The 19,860-nt window shown below is 67.0% G+C and carries 17 protein-coding genes; 4 read left to right on the top strand and 13 right to left on the bottom strand.

All coding sequences use genetic code 11. The features are described 5' to 3' along the window. Positions 1 to 4: 4 nt before the first annotated feature. The gene (locus tag ACFO5K_RS19100) at positions 5 to 1,153 is read left to right on the top strand and encodes an acyl-CoA dehydrogenase family protein (RefSeq protein WP_378564539.1); all 1,149 of its coding nucleotides are present in this window, start codon (positions 5 to 7) and stop codon (positions 1,151 to 1,153) included. Between the two features lie 61 nt (positions 1,154 to 1,214). On the opposite strand, the gene ACFO5K_RS19095 is transcribed toward ACFO5K_RS19100, so the two are convergent. Together ACFO5K_RS19095 and ACFO5K_RS19090 are read right to left on the bottom strand one after the other, a co-directional pair. Continuing rightward, on the bottom strand, positions 1,215 to 2,357 hold the full coding sequence (locus tag ACFO5K_RS19095) for a thiolase family protein (protein ID WP_378564536.1): 1,143 nt from the start codon (positions 2,355 to 2,357) through the stop codon (positions 1,215 to 1,217). Between the two features lie 28 nt (positions 2,358 to 2,385). Then, the gene (locus ACFO5K_RS19090) at positions 2,386 to 2,802 is read right to left on the bottom strand and encodes a Zn-ribbon domain-containing OB-fold protein (protein ID WP_378564533.1); all 417 of its coding nucleotides are present in this window, start codon (positions 2,800 to 2,802) and stop codon (positions 2,386 to 2,388) included. A 229-nt stretch (positions 2,803 to 3,031) separates the two neighbouring features. Here ACFO5K_RS19090 and ACFO5K_RS19085 point away from each other — a divergent pair, with 229 nt between their 5' ends. From ACFO5K_RS19085 to ACFO5K_RS19075, 3 genes are read left to right on the top strand one after another with little or no spacing between them, the layout of a single operon-like run. Beyond that, positions 3,032 to 3,661, top strand: a complete 630-nt coding sequence (locus tag ACFO5K_RS19085) for a TetR/AcrR family transcriptional regulator (protein ID WP_378564530.1) — start codon at positions 3,032 to 3,034, stop codon at positions 3,659 to 3,661. Continuing rightward, complete coding sequence (locus tag ACFO5K_RS19080; RefSeq protein ID WP_378564527.1) at positions 3,658 to 4,167, top strand: hypothetical protein; 510 nt, start codon at positions 3,658 to 3,660, stop codon at positions 4,165 to 4,167. The genes ACFO5K_RS19085 and ACFO5K_RS19080 overlap by 4 nt, the downstream gene beginning before the upstream one ends. A gap of 33 nt (positions 4,168 to 4,200) precedes the next feature. Then, a complete protein-coding gene (locus tag ACFO5K_RS19075) occupies positions 4,201 to 6,108 on the top strand; it encodes a hypothetical protein (RefSeq protein WP_378564524.1) in 1,908 nt (635 codons plus the stop codon). 505 nt (positions 6,109 to 6,613) lie between these two features. Here ACFO5K_RS19075 and uidA read toward each other — a convergent pair. From uidA to ACFO5K_RS19020, 11 genes are all read right to left on the bottom strand, one after another. After that, positions 6,614 to 8,413, bottom strand: a complete 1,800-nt coding sequence (uidA, locus tag ACFO5K_RS19070) for a beta-glucuronidase (RefSeq protein WP_378564521.1) — start codon at positions 8,411 to 8,413, stop codon at positions 6,614 to 6,616. A 90-nt stretch (positions 8,414 to 8,503) separates the two neighbouring features. Next, the gene (locus ACFO5K_RS19065; protein WP_378566177.1) at positions 8,504 to 9,823 is read right to left on the bottom strand and encodes an FAD-binding oxidoreductase; all 1,320 of its coding nucleotides are present in this window, start codon (positions 9,821 to 9,823) and stop codon (positions 8,504 to 8,506) included. Between the two features lie 59 nt (positions 9,824 to 9,882). Continuing rightward, complete coding sequence (locus tag ACFO5K_RS19060; protein ID WP_378564518.1) at positions 9,883 to 12,387, bottom strand: hypothetical protein; 2,505 nt, start codon at positions 12,385 to 12,387, stop codon at positions 9,883 to 9,885. A 118-nt stretch (positions 12,388 to 12,505) separates the two neighbouring features. After that, complete coding sequence (locus ACFO5K_RS19055) at positions 12,506 to 13,312, bottom strand: NAD(P)-dependent oxidoreductase (protein WP_378564515.1); 807 nt, start codon at positions 13,310 to 13,312, stop codon at positions 12,506 to 12,508. Next, positions 13,309 to 14,133 carry an NAD(P)-dependent oxidoreductase gene (locus tag ACFO5K_RS19050; protein ID WP_378564512.1) on the bottom strand — a complete coding sequence of 275 codons (825 nt, stop codon included), beginning with the start codon at positions 14,131 to 14,133 and terminating at the stop codon, positions 13,309 to 13,311. Before ACFO5K_RS19050 ends, ACFO5K_RS19055 begins: the two co-directional genes overlap by 4 nt. Continuing rightward, positions 14,133 to 14,657: a DoxX family protein gene (locus ACFO5K_RS19045; RefSeq protein ID WP_378564510.1), complete on the bottom strand. Its 525-nt coding sequence runs from the start codon at positions 14,655 to 14,657 to the stop codon at positions 14,133 to 14,135. Before ACFO5K_RS19045 ends, ACFO5K_RS19050 begins: the two co-directional genes overlap by 1 nt. A gap of 4 nt (positions 14,658 to 14,661) precedes the next feature. Beyond that, positions 14,662 to 15,627 carry an alpha/beta hydrolase gene (locus tag ACFO5K_RS19040; protein ID WP_378564507.1) on the bottom strand — a complete coding sequence of 322 codons (966 nt, stop codon included), beginning with the start codon at positions 15,625 to 15,627 and terminating at the stop codon, positions 14,662 to 14,664. Continuing rightward, positions 15,624 to 17,255, bottom strand: coding sequence for a thiolase C-terminal domain-containing protein (locus ACFO5K_RS19035; RefSeq protein WP_378566174.1), 1,632 nt, complete (start codon positions 17,253 to 17,255; stop codon positions 15,624 to 15,626). The genes ACFO5K_RS19040 and ACFO5K_RS19035 overlap by 4 nt, the downstream gene beginning before the upstream one ends. Before the next feature lie 112 nt (positions 17,256 to 17,367). Further along, complete coding sequence (locus ACFO5K_RS19030) at positions 17,368 to 18,732, bottom strand: cytochrome P450 (protein WP_378564504.1); 1,365 nt, start codon at positions 18,730 to 18,732, stop codon at positions 17,368 to 17,370. Positions 18,733 to 18,754: 22 nt separating this feature from the next. Next, a complete protein-coding gene (locus ACFO5K_RS19025; RefSeq protein WP_378564501.1) occupies positions 18,755 to 18,946 on the bottom strand; it encodes a ferredoxin in 192 nt (63 codons plus the stop codon). 38 nt (positions 18,947 to 18,984) lie between these two features. Continuing rightward, positions 18,985 to 19,848, bottom strand: a complete 864-nt coding sequence (locus ACFO5K_RS19020; protein ID WP_378564498.1) for a mycofactocin-coupled SDR family oxidoreductase — start codon at positions 19,846 to 19,848, stop codon at positions 18,985 to 18,987. Positions 19,849 to 19,860: the final 12 nt, after the last annotated feature.

The raw sequence follows: 19,860 nt of genomic DNA, 5'->3' as shown, positions 1-19,860 counted from the left end.
AGCTGTGCGCCGAGATATCTTCACCCCTGATCACGAGTCCTTCCGGGAGCTGGCACGCACGTTCATCGACAAGGCGGTCGTGCCCAATTACGCGCAGTGGGAGAAGGCCGGGCGCATGCCACGGGAAGTCTTCCGCGCGCTCGGTGAGCTCGGGCTGCTCGGTACCGCGATCCCCGAGGAGTACGGGGGAGCGGGGCTGCGCGACTACCGCTACAACATGGTCCTGCAGGAGGAGGCGCAGCGCGCGTTGGTCACGCTCAGTACCGTGCGCACCCAGATCGACGTCATCCTGCCGTACTTCCTCGAATACGCCGACGAACAACAGCGGCAACGGTGGTTCCCCGGTCTCGCGTCCGGCGAGTTGCTCACCGCCGTCGCCATGACCGAACCCGGCACCGGCTCCGACCTGGCGGGAATGCGCAGCACCGCCGTGCGTGACGGGGACGAGTACATCCTCAACGGCGCCAAGACGTTCATCACCGGGGGTCTGCTCGCCGATCTGGTCGTGGTCGTCGCGCGCACCTTCACCGATCCCGACGATCGGCGCGCCGGGCTCACCTTGCTGGTGGTCGAGGACGGGATGCCCGGCTTCGAGAAGGGCAGGGTACTCGAGAAGATGGGGTGCAAGGTGCAGGACACCGTCGAGCTGTCGTTCGACGATGTCCGGGTGCCGGTGGCCAATCGGCTGGGCGAGGAGGGCAAGGCGTTCGGCTACCTCGGCCACAACCTGGCCCAGGAGCGCATGACGGTGGCGGTCGGTTCGGTCGCCCAAGCGCGCGCCGCGCTCACCGCGACCGTGGAATATGTCAAGGAGCGCAAGGCTTTCGGCACACCGGTCGCCTCGTTCCAGAACACCAAGTTCGAGCTGGCCGCGATGTCCACCGAGATCGAGGCCGCCCAGACCATGGTCGACAAGGCCGTGATGGAACTGGTGCGGGGTGAGCTGTCGGGCGCCGACGCCGCACGCACGAAGCTGTTCGCCACCGAGGTGCAGGCGCGCGTGGTCGACCGCTGTCTGCAGCTGTTCGGTGGATACGGCTACATGATGGAGTATCCGATCGCCCGCCTCTACACCGATGCGCGCGTCGCCAGGATCTACGCGGGCACCAGTGAAGTGATGAAGGTGATCATCGCGAAATCGCTCGGTCTGTAACGGTCACCGACAACGGGACCCGCCGCCATCAGGCGACGGGTCCCGTTCTCGTTCTGCCGGATCAGAGCGAAAGGATCGACGCCGCGGCCGTTCCCGGCGCGCCGTAGACCTGTGCGTAACCGACCTTGGGCTTGCCGGGCACCTGGCGATCGCCCGCCTGCCCCCGCAACTGCAGGGTGAGCTCGTACACTTGGCGGATGCCGGACGCGCCGATGGGCTCGCCGTTGGCGATGAGACCACCGTCGGTGTTGACCGGCAGCCGCCCGCCGATCTCGGTAGCGCCCTCGGCCACCAGCTTCTCCTGGTCACCGTCGGCGCAGAACCCGTTCTCGGCCATGTGGATCACCTCGGCGCCCGCGTCGGTGTCCTGCAACTGAACGACATTCACGTCCTCCGGACCGATCCCGGCGGCCTCGAACGCGGCCCGCGAGGCGTACACGGTGGGCGAGACATCCTCGTCGACGGCCGCCCAGGTGCTGTGCACCTCGTACGCGCCGTAGCGGCGGGTACGAATCGCCGAGGACCGCAGGTACACCGGTGTGTTCGTGTAGCGCTTGGCGAGATCGCCGCGGCACATGATCACCGCGGCCGCACCCTCGTCGGGCGAGCAGAACATGTAGTGCGTGAGCGGATAGTTCAGCATGGGCGAAGCGAGGATTTCCTCTTCGCTCATCGCCTTGCGCCGGAACGCATTCGGGTTGTGCACACCGTTGCGGTAGTTCTTGGCCGCCACCTTGGCCAGCGTCTGGTGTGAGATGCCGTGATCGAGGCAATAGCGGTTGGCCTTGATGCCGAAGAACTGGGTGGTGACGAACTGTCCGTTCTCCGCGTACCAGCCGGGCAGACCCAGCTTCGCCGGATCGTCGGTGAACGCACCGCGCGGGTGCTTGTCCATGCCGACGGCGATGCCGATGTCGTAGCGGCCGGACCGGATAGCCTCCGCGGTCTGTTCGATCGAACTGGCCGCGGTGGCGCAGGCGTTGAACACGTTGGTGAACGGAATCCCGGTCAGCCCGACCAGCCGGGTGACCGCGTCCGGGTTGCTCACCTCGTAGCTACCGCCGAAGCCGAATTGGATGTCCTTCCATTGGATTCCGGCGTCGGTCAGGGCGGACTGGATCGCGTCGGCGCCCATTTCGATCGCCGACTTCGGGAAACGCCCGAACGGATGGATACCGATGCCGATGATGGCGACGTCGTTCATCTTCAAACTCCTGTACTCGCGGATACCGTCAGGCGGGCGCGAACGCGCACGTCATGACATCGGTGCCGTCATCGGCGGTGTAGAGCGGGACGAAGACCAGTTCGACGGCCATGCCGGAGCGCAGTCGAGCCGGATCGGCCACCGTCAGCCTCGCCTCGACGCGAACATCGTCGCCGAGTTGAACCAGACCGATGCCGAAAGGCTCGAAACCGTCGCCGGTGGTCTTGCCCGCGTACGGCAGCTTCGGCACGAAACCCTGTGTCGTCCAGGCGATCAGCTCTCCCTCGCGGGACAGCAGCTGGTCGGTCATCTCCGCGCTGCTGCATCGCGGGCAGCGCGACTGCCGCGGCCAGGTGACCGCCGCGCAATCGCCGCATCGGCTGCCGATGAGTTGGGGGTTGTCCGCGGGCCATGTCGAGACATCGGGCGCGAGCGCCATTGCCATGTGTTGTCCTCCGTGTTGATCCGATCGCCCACCAGTAGGGTGACAATCAGAAATGAGAATTACATTCTCAAGCAATGTATACGAGACTCGCGGGTAGCGTAAGTATGCTGGTCGGCTCAGGTTGGCGACGGCTCGTGGTCAACTGGCAAATCCGTTCACTGAGACCCTTGTCACACCGGGAAAAACGACCTACTGTGCATTCAGTAGGTTGATTGAACGGAGGAGTTCGATGCTCGATCGGCAGTCTTCGGCACCGCCTGCCACGCGGCCGTACGAGAAGCTTCTCGTGAAAGGGGAGCGGCGCAAGCTGCGCATCCTCGCGGCCGCACAGCAGCTCCTGGTCCGCGGTGGCTGGCGGACCACATCGCTCGCGCAGATCGCCAAGCTCGCCGGTGTCACGCCGGCGGGTCTGCTGCACCACTTCGAGTCCAAGCAGCAATTGCTGGACGCGGTCCTCGAAGCGCGTGACATCGACGACGATCTCCACTCCCACCGGGCGGGAGATCTCATCGAGGAGCTCGAGCGGGTGGCCGAAAGATTCGAGCGCGCACCGGACCTGGTGGCGATGTTCGTCGTGTTGCTGGTCGAGAATCTGCAACCCGACGCTCCCCTCCACGATCGCCTACACGCGCGGTACCACGTGGCGGTCGAGACCGTTGCCGATCTCATTCGGCAAGGTCAGAGCGCTGGAAAGTACCGCACGGACATAGACGCGGCCGTCAAAGCCGTGGAAATCGTCGCCTTTCTCAACGGAATGGAAACCTCATGGCTGCTCGAACCCTCGATTCCGGTGGCGCAAGTGTTCAGCGAGTACACCTGCGCACTAGCTCAACATCTCGCAGTCGAGAGGACTCGTTGAGACCGCATCTGGTGGCGCTGGCGCCGACCGCCGCCGCGCTCGTCCGGGGCGCGGGTGGGTGGCTGTTCGACCGGGTGATGGCCGGGTGGGAGGTGACGGCCCTGGTCGCCGACCACACCGACACGAGGCCGCTGCGCATTCTCGGCGTCCGCGTCGCCGACCTGACATCCTGTTTGACTACCAACCATCGTGGACCGAGGCCGCAGGCGATCGCCGTCGACACCGAACTGTGCTCGATGGACGTGCATGTGCGTGACCGCCTCTCGCGAGTGCTCGAACAGGGACAGCACGAGGAAGTCACCCTCTGGGGTGACGGCTCGGCCGCGGATTTCGGTCGTCCCGTCGACCCGGTGCTGCATCACCTGAGCTACGCCGCGCGGGCGTTCAAGTCGCAGGCGCTGGCCGCTGTCGCGGCGCCGGTGTCGGTGCACCCGGACGAGATGTTCCGCAGCTACGAGCTGCTTCCCAGCTGTCGCGCCATTCGCGACCTCGTTCCGATGTCCTGACCGGATGGGTGCCCCGACAGTGCCCGACGAGCCGTGGCGCAGCGCGGCGGGCCGCGTCGATCCGGACTTCGCCACCCGGTCGTCGACCGGACCGAAGACCTGCCGACACCGGTGCCGCACCGCAAGGTGTCGGGCCACTTCGAGGGCACCGACAAGCGGTTCGCGTTCTACTTCCCGGCCGGGAACGGGTTCGACGGCAGGTTCTTCCAGCTGGTGTATCCGTTGAACGACGAGAATGTCGATGCGGCGATCGGGCCACCGCCTGCGCAGGTCATCGGCTTCGCCGCCGACAGCGGTGCCTACGCCGTGCAGACCAATGGTGGCGGCGGCTACCGGGTGGACGCGGCGGCCGCCGAGTTCTCTCGCGTGGTCGCCGCCGAGCACTACGGGTACACCGGTCGGATCCGCGGATATCTCTGGGGTGGTAGCGGCGGGTCGTTCCAGACCATCGCGGCGATGGAGAACAGTGACGGCATCTGGGACGGTGCCGTGGCCTATATCCCCGGTGTGCCCACCTCCATCCCGGACAACTTCTTCGTCCGCGCTTTCGCGCGTATTGTGCTGGGTGGCAAGGCGAGCCGGATCGGCGATGCGGTCGCCCCCGGTGGTGACGACCCGTATCAGGACCTGGACGACACCGAACGGGCGGTGCTCACCGAGGTGACCAGGTTCGGCATCCCGCTGCGAGCATGGGAGGACTACGAGTATCTGCTCGGGTTGAACGAGGGCAACGATCTGTTCGGGTTCGTCGGCATGGTGAAGAGTATGGACCCGGCGTATGCCGACGACTTCTGGAGCGAGCCGGGCTATTCGGGCACCGAGCAGTCCGCGCTGGGCGATCTTCTGCGCGCCGCCCGGATCGATCACATCACCACTGTCACGGAAGTGGAGCGAGACACCAGGGGCACACCCACCGGGCTGGTCCTCGGGCAAGTCCCCGCGAATCCGAAGGGCATCGGGCTCGACGTCACCCTCGTCGCGCAGGACGGTGTCGGCCACACCCTGCACGGCACACTGGCGGCTGCCACCAGTTCGTTGCGGCTGAGCGAGGGGAATCCTCCGGAGGTGCTCGACGCCGCGGAGCCCGGGGCGAGGATCCGCATCGACAACCGTTGGTACATCGCGGCATCGACCTACCACCGTCACCAGGTTCCGTCGCGGCCCAGCTTCCACGTCTTCGACCGGTATCGCGACGCGGACGGGCTACCGAAGTATCCGCAGCGGCCGCTCGAACTCGGGCCGGTGATCTCGCGCGGCGTCGGCGGCGGCGGTGCGCATACGGGCAAGATCACCGGGAAGATGATCGTGGTCGCCAACCTGCTGGACGCCGATGCCTTTCCCTGGCACGGGGATTGGTATGCCGAGCAGGTGGGGCGAGCCCTCGGCAGTTCCCGCGACGACAGCTTCCGGCTCTGGTACAACGACAACGCCGACCATATCGAGGGCGCAAGGACGCAACGGCTCATCGACTACGTGGGCATCCTGCACCAGGCCCTGCGCGATGTGAGCGCGTGGGCCGAGCGCGGTGAACCGCCGCCGCTCGGCACCCGATACGAGGTGACCGACGGCCAGGTTCGGGTACCCGGCGGGGCGGACGCCCGGCGTGGGGTGCAGCCGGTCGTGGAGCTGACCGTCGAGGGCGGCGAGCGTGCCGAGATCGGCGTCGGCGAGGCGGTCACCGTGCACGCGGTCGTTCAGGTTCCACCCGGAGGCGGGGTCGTCGTCGCAGTCGAATGGAATTCGACCGGCAGCGCGGGCTTCACCCCGGACCCGGTATTCGAGACGAGCGGCGGGGTTGTCCGCGCGCAGCGAACCTTCACCTACGACAGGCCGGGCGTGCATTTTCCCGCGCTCCGCGCCACCACCCAGCGCGGAGGCGACGCGAGCACCCCGCATGCCAGGGTTCAGAACCTCGGGCGGGTACGCGTCGTAGTCGATTAGCGCCGTGTGTGTTCGGTCGGAATCGCCGACCGGGTGCTCCCGGCTGGAACATCTGGAGAAAAATGACAACGGACTACGCGTTCCTGCACGGCGGCGGCAACGGCAGCTGGGTATGGAATGAGACGATCGAGGCGTTGACCCGGCAGACCGTCGGCGACTTCGGTCGAGCTGCGGCCCGATCTGTTCCGCCGACTGGTCTTCGTCTCGTGCTCGTCGCCGCTGGCCGGTCAGACCGTGCAAGAGATGCTGGGCGATGGCCTGCACGGCGAGAACCCCGACAAAGTCGGATGGCCGATGGACCCCCGAACACACCATCGCGCAGTGGTTCCGGTGCGAGCGAACCGTTCGCATCGACGCGGGCCACTACGCGATGAGGACCCGCCCGGAGGGTTTCGCCGAGATCCTCCGGCACGAAGCGGCCACACCCTGAATCACGAGCCGACCCGGTACCGCGTGGGATTCGCGGTACCGGGTCGGCCTGGAGTGGGTGACCGGAACAGACCGGTCAGCTCGCGGTGTCCGGTGTGGTCGGCTTGCGGTTGCCGATGCGGTGCCAGCGGGCGCGCAAGGCGTGGGCGGCGTTCTTGGGGTGGCGTTCGCGGGTGAACACGCCCTTTTTGTTGCCGTCGACCCGGTGGACGCCGTTCGTGGTGCGGAAGTCGGCGAAGTTCCAGACGTGCTCGCCGATCATCGCCTCGTGCCGGTCGAAGACCCGGTGGTGCATGTCGAGGAACGCGGTCTGGTACTCCTCGGTCCAGGCGATGTCCCAGATCGAGTGCAGACCCGGCATGGTGTCGGCGCCGTACTCCATCATGATGATGGGCTTGTCGTACTTCTTCTCCCAGCCGGTGAGTTCGGCGTCGAGCATGATCTCGGCGGTCGCCAAGTCACCGTTGGCCACATACCAGCCGTGGTAGCGGTTGATACCGAGCACATCGAAAAGGTCGGCGATGCGGTCGTTGTCGGGGGTGACGAACATGAAGCTGGCATAGGTCACCGGGCGGGTGGGATCGAGTTCCCTGGTCAGCTGGACCAGCGGCTCGAAATATTCGCGAGCGCCCTCCTCGTGGGACGACGGTTCATTGGCCACACACCACATGACCACGCTCGGATGGTTCTTGTCGCGCGCGATCAGTTCCCGCAACGCCTGCGCGTGCGCCTCCCTGGTCTGGTCGTTCATCGTCTCGGGGGAGAAGGTGGGGCGCTTGTCCGGGCGCCCGACACCACCTTCGATGAAGAGATTGAGCCCCACGGCGGCCGTCTCGTCGATGACGACCACCCCGTGCCGATCGGCGAAGTCCATCACCTCCTCGGCATACGGGTAGTGCGAGGTGCGGAACGAGTTGGCGCCGATCCACTCCATGAGCTGGAAGTCGTGCACCAGAAACGCGTTGTCGTGCCCCTTGCCCCGCACGGGCGTGTCTTCGTGCTTGCCGAAACCGGTGAAGTAGAACGGCTCCCCGTTGATCAGGAACTGGGTACCCCGCACCTCGATGGTGCGCACTCCCACTGCCAGCGGGTAGCTGTCGAGCACTGTCTCGCCGTCGACGATCTCGGCCACCAGCTCGTACAGATAGGCCTTGCCCGGCTGCCACAGGGTGACCTCCGGAACACGGAGTGACCCGTTCGCGCCCGTACCACCGGCGACCTCGGTGCCCGTCGCGTCGAACAGCCGGACCCGCACGTCAGCGGTCCCGGTGGCTTCGACACGGTAGTCGACGATCCCCTCCGAACCGTCGACGTCGGTCACCACGGTGATATCGGAAATCCGCACGCGCGGAGCACAATACAGCCAGACCGAGCGGGCGAGACCGGCGTAGTTGTAGAAGTCGTGCAGGTATTTCTGCTGATGGCGACCATCTGCGGTGACGGTGATGCTGCCGGGCGGAATCGTGGTGTTGGTCAGCTCGTTGCTCACGCCGATGGTGAGCCGGAATTCCCCACCGGCAGTGACCGCGTCGGTGATATCCGCGTCGAACGGTGTGTATCCGCCGACGTGTTCGGCGACGAGCTGATCGTCGACGTACACCTTGCCGGTATGAGTCGCGGCCTCCACTCGCACGAAGATCCGCTCGCCCGCCCAGCCGCGCGGAACCCGGACCGTGCGCTGATACCAGACCCACCCCACATGGTCGCGGATGGCCGGGTCGGCGAACAGGTCGTTGTAGCTGGCGGGGACCGCGGCTTCCAGCGTGCCGTCGAGCGGCCCGCGCCACGGTTCACCGTCCGTCGAGCCGACGGCGAACCTCCAGACTCCGTCGAGTGATGTCAGTTCACGAGTGGCTGTGGCTTTGGGCTTCAGCATGGGTTCCTCCTTGAATGGCGGCGTCGTCAGGACAGCGGTGCTGTGATCCGAGAGGTAGGGGATATCCCGGCAGCATCGATGAGTGGGGATCTACAGCACCGCTCCCGGGTTGAGGATGCCGTTCGGGTCGAGAGCGTCCTTGATACGTCGGGTCAGGTCCATCACCTCAGGGCCGACCTGGTCGGGCAGCCACGCCTTCTTCAACCGGCCGACGCCGTGTTCACCGGTAATGGTGCCGCCGAGGCCGATCGCGAGGTCCATGATCTCGCCGAAAGCCTGGTGGGCGCGTGCGGTTTCGTCGGGGTCGTTCGGGTCGTGGACGATGAGCGGGTGGGTGTTGCCGTCACCGGCGTGCGCGATGACCGAGACGAGTACCCGGCGGCGGTCGGCGATGGCCGCGATGCCGGTGACGAGATCGCCCAAGCGCGGCAGCGGGACGCCGACGTCCTCGAGCAGTAGTGGGCCTTTGCGTTCCACCGCGGGGATGGCGTATCTCCTCGCGGCACAGAAGGCTTCACCCTCGTCGGGGTCGTCGGTGCGGAACGCCTCGGTGGCGCCGGCTCGTTCGCAGGCGTCCAGCATGAGGTCGGCTTCGTATCCGGCGTGTTCGCCGGGGGCGTCGGAGCGAGCGACCAGGAGTCCGGCGGCATCGCGATCCAGGCCCATTCGCAGTTCGTCCTCGACGGCATTGATGGCGACGCCGTCCATGAATTCGAGCATGGACGGCCGCAACGCCCCGGTGATGGCGAGGATGGCCGCGGTGGCGGTGGGCAGAGTGGAGAAGGTGGCGACCACCGTGGACTGCGGTGGCTGCGCGGGCAGCAGCCGCAGGGTGAGTTCGGTGATGATGCCGAGGGTACCTTCGCTACCGACGAAGAGTTTGGTCAGCGACAGGCCAGCGGCGTCCTTCAGTCGTGGTCCGCCCAGCCGTGCCACAGTGCCGTCGGCGAGGACGACCTCCATGCCGAGCACATAGTCGGTGGTGACGCCGTACTTCACACAGCACAGCCCGCCCGCGTTGGTGGCGGCGTTGCCACCGATGGAGCAGATCTCGAACGAGGACGGGTCCGGTGGATACCACAGTCCCCGCTCGGCCACGGCGCGCTTGACTTCGGCGTTGAGCAGCCCCGGCTGCACGACCGCGGTCCGGGTGACCGGATCGACGGTGATCTCGCGCATGCGCTCGGTGCCCAACAGCAGTGCCCCGTGCTGCGCGGTCGCGCCGCCGGAGAGCCCGGTGCCGGCTCCGCGCGGCACCACCGGCACCCGATGCCGGTGCGCCCACTGCAGCACTGTGGCGACCTGTTCGGTCGTGGTCGGTCGGACGAGTGCGAGCGCGACGCCCGCGGCGGGGTCCGACGCGCGGTCCTGCCGGTAGCCGGCCAGTACGTCGGGATCGGTCACCACCATCCCGTCGGGCAGTTGGGTGCGCAACGAGTCGAGCTTCAAAACGGCACTCCTTCATAGTCTTACGAGGTCGAGATGCCGGCGGCGATCACGAAATACGGCTGATTCGCGAGAGACTCGTCGAAACCGGGCACGATCCAGGCCGCGCGCTCGTCGCGATCACGGGCGAGCAGATAGAACTGGATGTCGTACGGGCCGTCGGTGAATTGCGCCGGTACTTGCGCTGTGTGCTGGTCACGGGCGACCGCCCGCATGGGAATCTCCCGGTACTGTTCGGCCTGATCGAGATGACGAACGTGGACGGTGAGTTCGATACTCGCCGGAGCGTAGGCCTCGATGGCCAGTGGTCTGCCAGGAGTGAAGTGCGGCGAGGGAGTACACCGGATCCGGGCGGTCGGTACCTGCGGTGTGTGCCGGGACGGGTGGAATCGCACGGTGCGGTCGTGCTCTTGCGCCGTCGACACTTCGCGCGTCAGCTCGGCGAGATCGTCGTCGACCTGGCGTAGGCGATCGGACCAATGGCCGTGCTCGGTCGGGCGTTTGCCGAACGCCAGATCCGAGACATAGACCTCACGAGTGATCGCGACCAGGTCGGCCAGCGCCGAGCGCCCCCGGCGATATCGGTCGATGCCGTCGAGTAGGTGCTGTGGGTCATCGGTCAGCTGGAACAACGCGTATCCGACACCGGCGCTGAACTTCCCGGCGAAGAATCTGCCGAGCAGCGACTGTGCCCGCACGTCCACCTCGACCCGTCGGAATGCGGGCGCGTCAGGATCCGGTGCGGTGTCGCGCGCGGCCTCGATCGCGGCCTCGGCTCGATCGGCGAGCCGATGTAGCCAGGACACGACCTGGTCGGGGGTGTAACGCCCACTGGGGTGACCGTCGATCAGTCCCCGCGCGTAGTCGTCGGCGCACTCGAACAGTGCGGGGTCGAGCGGGCTGATGGTGCCCCACGTTCGTGGCGGAACGAGATCCCACGCGTACGCCTTCGACATCGCCCCGTGCGCGATCGGGTGGTCGGTGAACACTTCGGGCCAGAAGAAGTTGTTGGACGCGCTGGCCGGCCCGGTGACGGTGACCAGCGGCAGAATCTTCCCCGCGGCGCTGAGTGCCTGCTCGACGTGCTCGGCCGCGGTACCGAAATGCGCGCGCAGATACCGCAGCCAGGATTCGCGTTCGGCATCCGGATCGAAGAGCAGCCGCCCCCACAGCCGATACGCGTAGGCGTACTTCTCCCAATCGGCACGCCCGAGGGTGAGCCGGGGATCGGCGTAGAGGTCCCTGGCCTCACCGGTGCGGCCACTGTCCTTGCGTCCGCGAAAGGTCAGCGGTTCACACAACTCCACACCGGTGGCGCCGCCGATCGTACTCATCCGCCCGTAGCCCGCGAAGAGCTCGGGGTCGGCCCACAACAGGAACCGCTGGGTGCCGGGCCAGACCCGGAACAGCACGTCGAATTCACGGTCGCCCCGCAGGAAGTCGGCATACCCGTAGCGGGTGAACCTGCGGGCGTTCTGGGTGACCCCGCGCAATTCGTCACCGGCGTCGTCGCGCACGGTTTCGTGTGGCCGGATCGCGGCCTGGTGGTAGGGCAGACCCTGGTGCTCGGCCCAATACTTCGCCGAGAGGATGACGCGCCCACCGGTGCCCGCAGCCGTCTCGATCAGGTCCCGGTCGACGCCTTTGGCGTGCAGATCGATGTCGAGTTCGCGGTCGACATCGCGCAGACCGCCCATCACAGTGCGCCAGAAGGCAACTCGCCCCGCCTCGGGGATTCCGCCCTCGTAGTGGACACGAAAGGTCAGGCCCGCGATCGCGGGACACTCCCTCAGCAGCACGCCGAGCGCCGCCGCGCTGTATTCGGCGATGTCCTGGTCGGCCAATCCCGTGATGGGGTACCGCAGGTCGGGGCTGTCGGCGAGTTCCGGGCGCACGGCGTGGTTCCAGAGGCCGAGCTGGAAATGGATGCCGCGGCGCGCCGCTTCCTCGGCGGCGAATCGCAGCGCCGCGAGATTGTGCGCTCGTTCCGCGTCGGAAAGACCTGTGACACCGACGTTCTGCCACTGCGGGACCTCGACGAGAAAGGGGTAGGCGAAGCACAGGTAGTTGTCACGCACATCGGTGTCGTGCGAGAAGTTGTACTGCATGCCGAACGCGAGGTGCAGGCGGTTGATCCGGTGGGTGGCCAATTCGTCGAGGTAGGTGGTCCAGAAATCGCGGTCGAGCAGCCACGGGAGATCGAGGACATCGCTCGAGAAGGAGCGCAGCACACCTCGCATCGGCACCGCGGGAGACCGCACCTCGGCGCGGGCGGTGCGGATCGTGTCGATCGGATCGCCGCCGTACCGGACCCGGTCGGCGAGTTCGGACAATCCGTACGCCACACCGCGCGCGTCGGCACCGCGGACCATCACCTCCCGCGTGGTTCTGCCGGGCTCGATCAGGAAGGTCTCGGCACCGCCGAGCGCGTCGTCGATCCGCAGACGAACGACGACCGTTTCGGACGAGTTCGCGTCGACGACTCCGGTACCGGCGCCTACGCCGCGCAGTTGAAGCTGCTGCGTCAATTTCGAGATCGCCCAGGGTACGGGGTGTCCGAAATACTCCGGGAGATCTATGAATACGGTGCGCGTGGGATTGGACATGTGTTCCGTTCCTGCTGTGTGCGAGCGGTGCGCCCGGCCGTCATGGCGCGTGATCGCCCAGCAGCGGTGTCAGGTGGCCGAGGTCGGCGTCGAGTTCGGCGAGTACCTCGCGAACCACCGCGACATCCTTGGTGAGGAAGTCGTCGACCGCGGCCACGAACGCGGTGACCGATCCACGGGCGGCCGCGCCGGTGAGTGCCCGGCTGGTCGCGCTGCCGTGCGGTAGCGCGCGCAACAGGGTGGATTCGTCGATACCCAATCGGCCCGCCAGCCGTACGATTTCGGTGAGAACACCTATCTGCGCCGCGAAGGCGGCGTTGTTGAGCAACTTCACCCGCCGGCCGTTACCCAGCGAACCGACGGGCAGAATCGGATCGGCGTAGGTGGCGAGTACCGGCCGAACGCGAGCGACCGCCGCATCGGCTCCGCCGACGAAGAGGGTGAGGCGACCGTCCGCGATATCGTGCGGGCCGCCGCTGACCGCGGCGTCGACGACGTCGACACCACGACGAGCCGCGTGCTCGGCAACGGCTTCGACGGTCCGGGGGCTGCCGGTGGTGTGGACCACGAGGGTGGCGCCCGGCGACATCGCCGGTATCAGGTAGGTCCCGAGGCACACCCGGCGGACCTGCTCGTCGGTGAACACACACACGATCACGACATCGGCGCCGACACCGATCTCGGCGATGCCCGCACTCGGGTGGGCGCCGGTTTCTGCCAGTTCGCGGCGCTTGTCCGCGGTTCTTCCGACCGCGTGGACCCGATGGCCCGCGGCGACCAACCGCCGGACCATGGGACCGCCCATGCGACCGGCGCCGATGAAGCCGATATTGCTCGGATGGTTCATTTCTCGAGCAGCCGATCGATGGTGGCCAGGGTGGTCACGGCGGCATCGAAGACCACGCCGTCGGCCGCGTCCACCTGGTGAGCGAGGTCGGCGGCGAGGTGGACATCCTTACGCAGGAGGTCACCGGCGTGGGTGGCGATACTGCGCAGCGTGCCTCCCGCGGCGACCATCCGGCCGAGAGCGAAACTGGCTGCGCTGCCGCTGTTGAGCAACTCCGCGAGGCGAACCGAATCCAATCCGAGCTCTCGACCGAGGCCCAGGACGCTGTCGGCGGTGGCGAGATTCGCCGTGAACAGCAGGTTGTTGAGGATCTTGGCGACCTGACCCGACCCGACCGGGCCGAGGTGGAACACCTGGGCGGCATAGGTATCGAACACCGGCCGGCAACGTCGCAAGGTCGGTGCCGAACCGCCCGTGAGCACGGTCAGGTGCCCGGCCGCAGCCGCCGGCCCGCCACCGGTGACCGGTGCGTCCACCAGCGAAATCCCTCGGTGGTCGAGCTCATCGGCCAGCTCTCGACACGTGCGGGGATGAACGGTGCTGTGTACGGCGACGATTCCGCCCGGCCGCAGCCCGGCCAGGACGCCGTCGAACCGGGTGAGCACCTCCCGTACATCGGCATCGGAGACCACGCACAGGCACACCAGGTCGCTGACGGCGGCGAGCTCGGCTGGGGAGTCGGCGAATACCGCGCCGGTGCCGGCGAATTCCCGCAACGTTTCGGGGCGGCGTGCCCACAGGGTCGTGGGGAAACCGGCGGCCGCGATCCGACGTGCCATCGGAGCGCCCTGGATACCGAGCCCGATGAAACCCACCCGCATCAGTCGACCTCCGCCTGCTCGCGATCCTGTCGATGCGGCTCGCGCTGCAGGCACACCGCGAGCAGCAGTCCCGTGCAGACCACGGCGACGATCAGAGCTGTCGCGCCACCGGCCCATCCGGTGACCGTGATGCCCGCCGCATGGTCGATCGAGAGCGTTCCTGGGCCGAGGACGGCCGAGGCGAGCGCCACCGCCGCGAGTACCAGGACGTACTCGTAGCCGTCCCGGAAGACGAAGAATCCGTTGGGCCGGTGCGCGAGCAGCGCGGCGACCAGCATGATCGAGATCACCGCCGCGCACGCCAGTGGTGTGAACAGCCCGAGGACCAGCGCGATTCCGGCCCCGATCTCGGTGACCACGCTGGCCCACGCCTGGACAGTGGGGAAGCGCAGACCCAATCCCGCGAACCAACGGGCCGTTCCCGCGATCTTGCCACCCCCGACCCAGTGGTTCACCCCGTGCGCGATCATGGTGCCGCCGATGACGACGCGTATCAGCAGCAGTGCGATGTCTGTGTCGTGCATTGCCTCACCTCCTGTGCCGGACCGGCGCTCGGCCGTCCGATTGTTTTGCCAGAGAACGGGATTGCGCATGGGTGCGGGCGATGACGCATTCTTCGGCGAAGGCGAGCACGCGCAGGTGGTAGGCCGCGGCGGAGTGCCCGATGCTGAGCCCGTGCCCGCCGGCGGGTAGTTGTTCGGCGAGCACGCGTGGCGCCGCGGTGAACAGTGCGGCGACCTCGGCCAGTGACTCCGTGTCGTTGCGCCACACGTTCTCGTATTCGCCCGCGCTGAAGTGCACCGGAATGCGCACCCGGGCGGCGAGATCAGGGAAGTCGCGGTCCGGCCAGCGGCGCAACACAGCTCCTTCGTAGCGCGGGGTCTTGGCCGCGATCGGGTTGCCGCCGAGCATCTCCGGTGGGTAGAGCCACGACGGTTGCCACAGCAGTTCGCGCACGGCGTCGGCGTCGGCACGTTCGTGGGTGCCGAGCACCGCCGCGGCAGTGGCATGGTGTTCTCGCCCGGTGCCGGCCAGCTCCAGACCCAGCAGTGCCGCACCTCGTTCGTCGGCAGCGAACCGGACGGCGTGTGGGGAGCCCGCCGAATGTGCCATCAGGAACACGCCCGCACCGCGCTCGAGCCCCGCCATATGCGCATCGAGCGCCTGATGGATCAGGTCGACGATCCGGTCGGGGTCGGTCAGCTCGCTCGCGCGGTGGTGGGAAGCGCCGTAACCGGGGCGGTCGAGTGCGAGGACGGTGAAACCGAATCGTGGTGCGGTGCGCAGCAGCGACAGCCGGGGATGACCGGGACAGTCGAAGTATGCCGACGTGGTCGCGCCGCCGTGCAGCGCGAGGATGACCGCGCGCGGTCGCGGCGCTTCGGCGAGGCGCGCCGAGATCGGGAATCCGTCCACGTCGGCGACGAGTTCGCTGACTCGCGGTCCGGCGGCGGATGAGTTCGCCATGGCGAAGTCGAGTTCGGTGATGGTCATGAATCGGTCCTCAGGAGTAACGCCCCGCTGGGAGTGAGCCCGCCACTGGTGGCGACGGCGACACGGGCGTCGGGGATCTGGCGAGCTCCGGCCTCGCCACGCAACTGGACGATGGCCTCGTGGAGCAGCCCCATGCCGTGGGTGCGTCCGTGCGACAGCTGACCGCCATGGGTGTTGAGCGGGAGGAGCCCGGCGCGGGCGATGTTGTGGCCGCCGTCGAGGAAGTCCTTGGCCTCGCCGATCCCGCAGAAGCCCAGCCCCTCCAGCCAGGACAAGCAGTTGAAGGTGAATCCGTCGTAGAGCTGCGCCAGGTCGACATCGCTGGGCCGCAGGGTAGTGCGCGACCACAAGTGGGCGGATTGTCCCAGTACCTGGGGTTCATGGGTGAGGGTGCTCTGATCCCACTCGATGCGCTCCAGAATCTGGGTGCCCACCGCCTCGACCCGGATCGGCGGTTTGGCGAGATCGTGTGCGGTGTCGAGTGCGGAGACGATCACGGCTACCGCGCCGTCGCAGGGGACGTCACAGTCGTAGAGCCCGAACGGGGTGGTGATCGGCCGCGCGGACAGGTAGTCGTCCATGGTCAGTGGCTCGCGGTAGATGGCCGTCGGGGTCAGCGCGGCATTGGCCCGCTGGTTCAGCGCGATCCAGCCGAGTGTCTCGCGCGTGGTGCCGTAGCGGTGGAAGTGCCGCTGGGTGTTCTGCGCCAGCGTGTGCGCCGCCGACACAGCACCGAAGGGCGTCATCCAGCTCGCGGTGCGGCCACCGGGCGCGGCGATGCGGCCTTGTTTGAGCAGTTCGTTGTAGGTGGATTCCCATACGGTGCGGTAGCACAGCACATGACGAGCCAAGCCACCCGCGACCGCGAGCATCGCGGCGATGACCGACCCGCCGGGACCGAAGGTCTCGATTCCGCCGTTGTGCCACGTGGGCCGCAGGCCCAGGGCCGCTTCCACCGCGGAGACACCGCCGCCTTCGCCGAATCCACCCACATTGCCCGCGCCCGGATAGCTGGACAGGCCGTCGATGTCGGCGGCGGTGAGTCCGGCGTCGGCGATGGCGCGTTCACACGCCTCAATTGTCAGCGAGGCCGGTGACCTCATCAATCGGCGGCCCAGATCCGACGCTCCGATGCCGGTGAGCGCGACCCGGTCTTCGAACTTCTCCACGGTGGCCATCGGGCGCACGTGCCGGTGATAGTCGGTGGGGCCGATCTCATCGGTGGGCAACGGCTCGGGCTCGGGCTGGTCGGCGGTGGGCCGGAACAGCGGCAGCCAGACGTCGTCGAGCTGCTCGAACACGACCTCGACGCGCATTCCGAGCGTCAGGTCGCCAGGGTCGCAGTCGACGATGTTGGTGGTCAACCGGATTCGCTGGTCTTCGGCCAGCGCCACCTGCCCCACCACATACGGAGCGGGCAACCCCGGCAGTCCGAATCGGTGGTTGACGGTGAACCCGATGAGGGTGGCGACGCCGGATACGACCCGGGACCCCAGTTGCCGGCCGTGGCAGTAGCGGCAGACCGGTTGCGGGGGGTGGATCAGCGCCAGGCAGGCCGTGCACTCCTGGACACGCAGCCGCCCCTCGGCGCCCGAGGTCCAGAAGAATTCATTGTCCGGGGTGACCATCGGCAGGGGACGGCCCGGTACTTCAGCCACATCGCCTCCTCGTTCGACACGGAACTGCGCGCGGCCGCTCGTCGCGAACGGCCGCGCGCAGCAATTGGGTGGGTTCGACTGCTCAGTCGTCGATTCGTGCCGCTTGCTTGTGGACCGTGACCGGTTCGGCGAGCCGCTGTTCGTCGCAGATCCGCTGGAGCTTGTCCAGCGTCTCGTTCAGCCCGGCGCCCAGCCGAGGTCCCGGCGCGAATGTCGCCGGCAGATGACGCATGCCCTGAATGACGCCGATCGAGTCGTAGTGCACCGTCCCCTCGGGGTCGCACCGGTAGTCCGGCATGCGGTCGAGCACCGCGAGCAGCATGCGCTTGAACACCATCCGCGCCATGTTCGAGCCGATGCAACGGTGAATTCCGAGCCCGAAGCTGAAGTGGCGGTTGCCCTTACGGTCCAGCACGACCGAATCCGGATCGGTGAAGACCTGCGGGTCCCGATTCGCCATCGCCCAGGACAGCCACAATCGGTCGCCCTCCTCGAACTGCGCGCCGACGGTTTCATTGTCCTCGGAGATGGTCCGGCCGTCGCCCGGTGCGGGGGTGAAATAGCGCAGGAATTCCTCGGTGGCCGCGTTCAGCAGCAGATCGCGTTCGGCGCTCAGGGTTTCGCGCTCGCCGGGATTCTGTGCCAGCCACTCGAGCGAATGCGCTGTGAGCGCGGTGGTGGTGTCGAAACCGCCACCGATGAGCAGGCTGAGAATACCGAGTAGTTCCAGGTCGCCGACCTTCTCGCCCTCGTACTCGAGGTCGGCCACGGCATTGATCAGGCCCGGGCGTGGATGCTCGCGGATTTCGGCGAGATTGGTCAGCAGATCCAGGCCCATCGCCCGGTGCAGTTCCCCGACACGTTTGATGTCGGGGGAATCCGGCGGCGTGTACACGGCGGCGTGTACAGGCTCGTTGTAGATCTCCCATTTCGTGACCGGAATGCCGAGCATCGCCAGGGTGAGTACCGCGGGGACGATATTGGCGAGCTCGTCGACGAAGTCGATGCGGCCGCTTTCGATCTTCTCGTCGAGACAGGCGCGCACCACCTCGTCGACGAAGGGGATCCATCGGTTCACCGCGGCGGGGGACAGGTAGGGATTGAGGACACCGCGGAAGAAGCGGTGCTCGGGTTCGTCCATCTCGAGGATGCCGCCGCGGATACCCGGTGCCCGCTGCGCGGTGGGGACACTGATGCCCTTGTATCCCTTGCGGGTACCGCTGACATCGTGGTCGTTGGAGACGTGCGGGCACCGGGAGAGCGTGAAGACTTCGTTGGCCCCGGCGGCGACCCAGTGCCCGCCGTGGGTATCGGTCCACGCGATCGGGCACTTCTCGTGCATCTCGTGGGTGATCGACTCGAACTGTTCGCGGTATTGCGGTGCGTGACGGTCGAAATGGAAATTGGGTTGCTTGCGCTCGTCCGTCTCGACGTTGTCGGCGCTCATGGATTCCCTGTCGGTCGGGCGGTCAAAGGATGGTGATGGCACGTTCCGGGCAGGAGTGCGCCGCTTCGCGGACCTGCTCCTGGTATTCGGCGGGCACGTCCTCGTCGACCGGTGCGGAGTGGCCGTCGATGTCGCTCAATTCGAACGAGTTCGGCGCGATCATTGCGCAGAGCGTGTGACCCTGGCAGCGTTGTGCGTCAACCTGGACCTTCACTGTCGATATCTCCCTGTCACGGTGGCGTTTTCGGTGATTCAGATCTTGAAGTCGTACCACTTGAGATAGCCGCCGCCGTCGATGCGCAGCTGCGTCCCGGTGATGTAGCGGGACTCGTCGGAAGCGAGGAAGAGCACGGCGTTGCTGATATCGAGCGGATCGACGAACGGGATCGGCATCGCTTGCTGCACCGAGAACGCCGGCTCGGCGTCGGCGCGGGTCGGCCTTTCCAGATCCGGCCGGAACGAGCGATACATCGGCTCGCTCTGCAACATGTCGGTGTCGCAGTTGGTGGGGTGGACGACATTGGCGCGGATACTGCGCGGCGCGATATGAGTCGCGAGAAAGTGAATGTATTGAGAAAGTGCGCGTTTGGCGAAGACGTAGGCGACGCCACCGAGGTCTTTGCCCGGTGTGACGTCGACCTTCTCCAGGTTCATCAGCGCCGCGGTGGAGCCGGTCGCGATGATGGAGGCACCCTCACTCAGATGCGGCAGCGCGGCTTGCACCGTATTGATCACACCGACCAGATTGGTGTCGACCACATCGCTCCACGCCTGCAGCGCCGGCTCGCCTTTCATGCCCGCGATCCCGGCATTGGCGACGACGATGTCGAGGCGGCCCAACTGTTCGATGCCGCGCTCGAGCGCGGTGCGTAGCGCGGCGCCGTCGCGCACGTCGGCCTGGGCGGTGACGATGCGCCGTCCGGTCTTCTCGACCAGTCGCGCGGTCTCATCGAGATCGGCGGCACTACTCATCGGGTAGCCGATCGAGGCGATGTCCTCGCACAGGTCGACGGCGATGATGTCAGCGCCCTCCTCGGCCAGACGTACCGCGTGGCTGCGGCCCTGACCGCGCGCCGCACCGGTGATGAAGGCGACTTTGCCTTGCACACGTCCCATAACGTTGTCCTG

The sequence above is a fragment of the Nocardia halotolerans genome (genome assembly GCF_042650145.1).
Lineage (GTDB): Bacteria > Actinomycetota > Actinomycetes > Mycobacteriales > Mycobacteriaceae > Nocardia > Nocardia halotolerans.
This window is presented reverse-complemented; position numbering and strand designations above follow the sequence as displayed.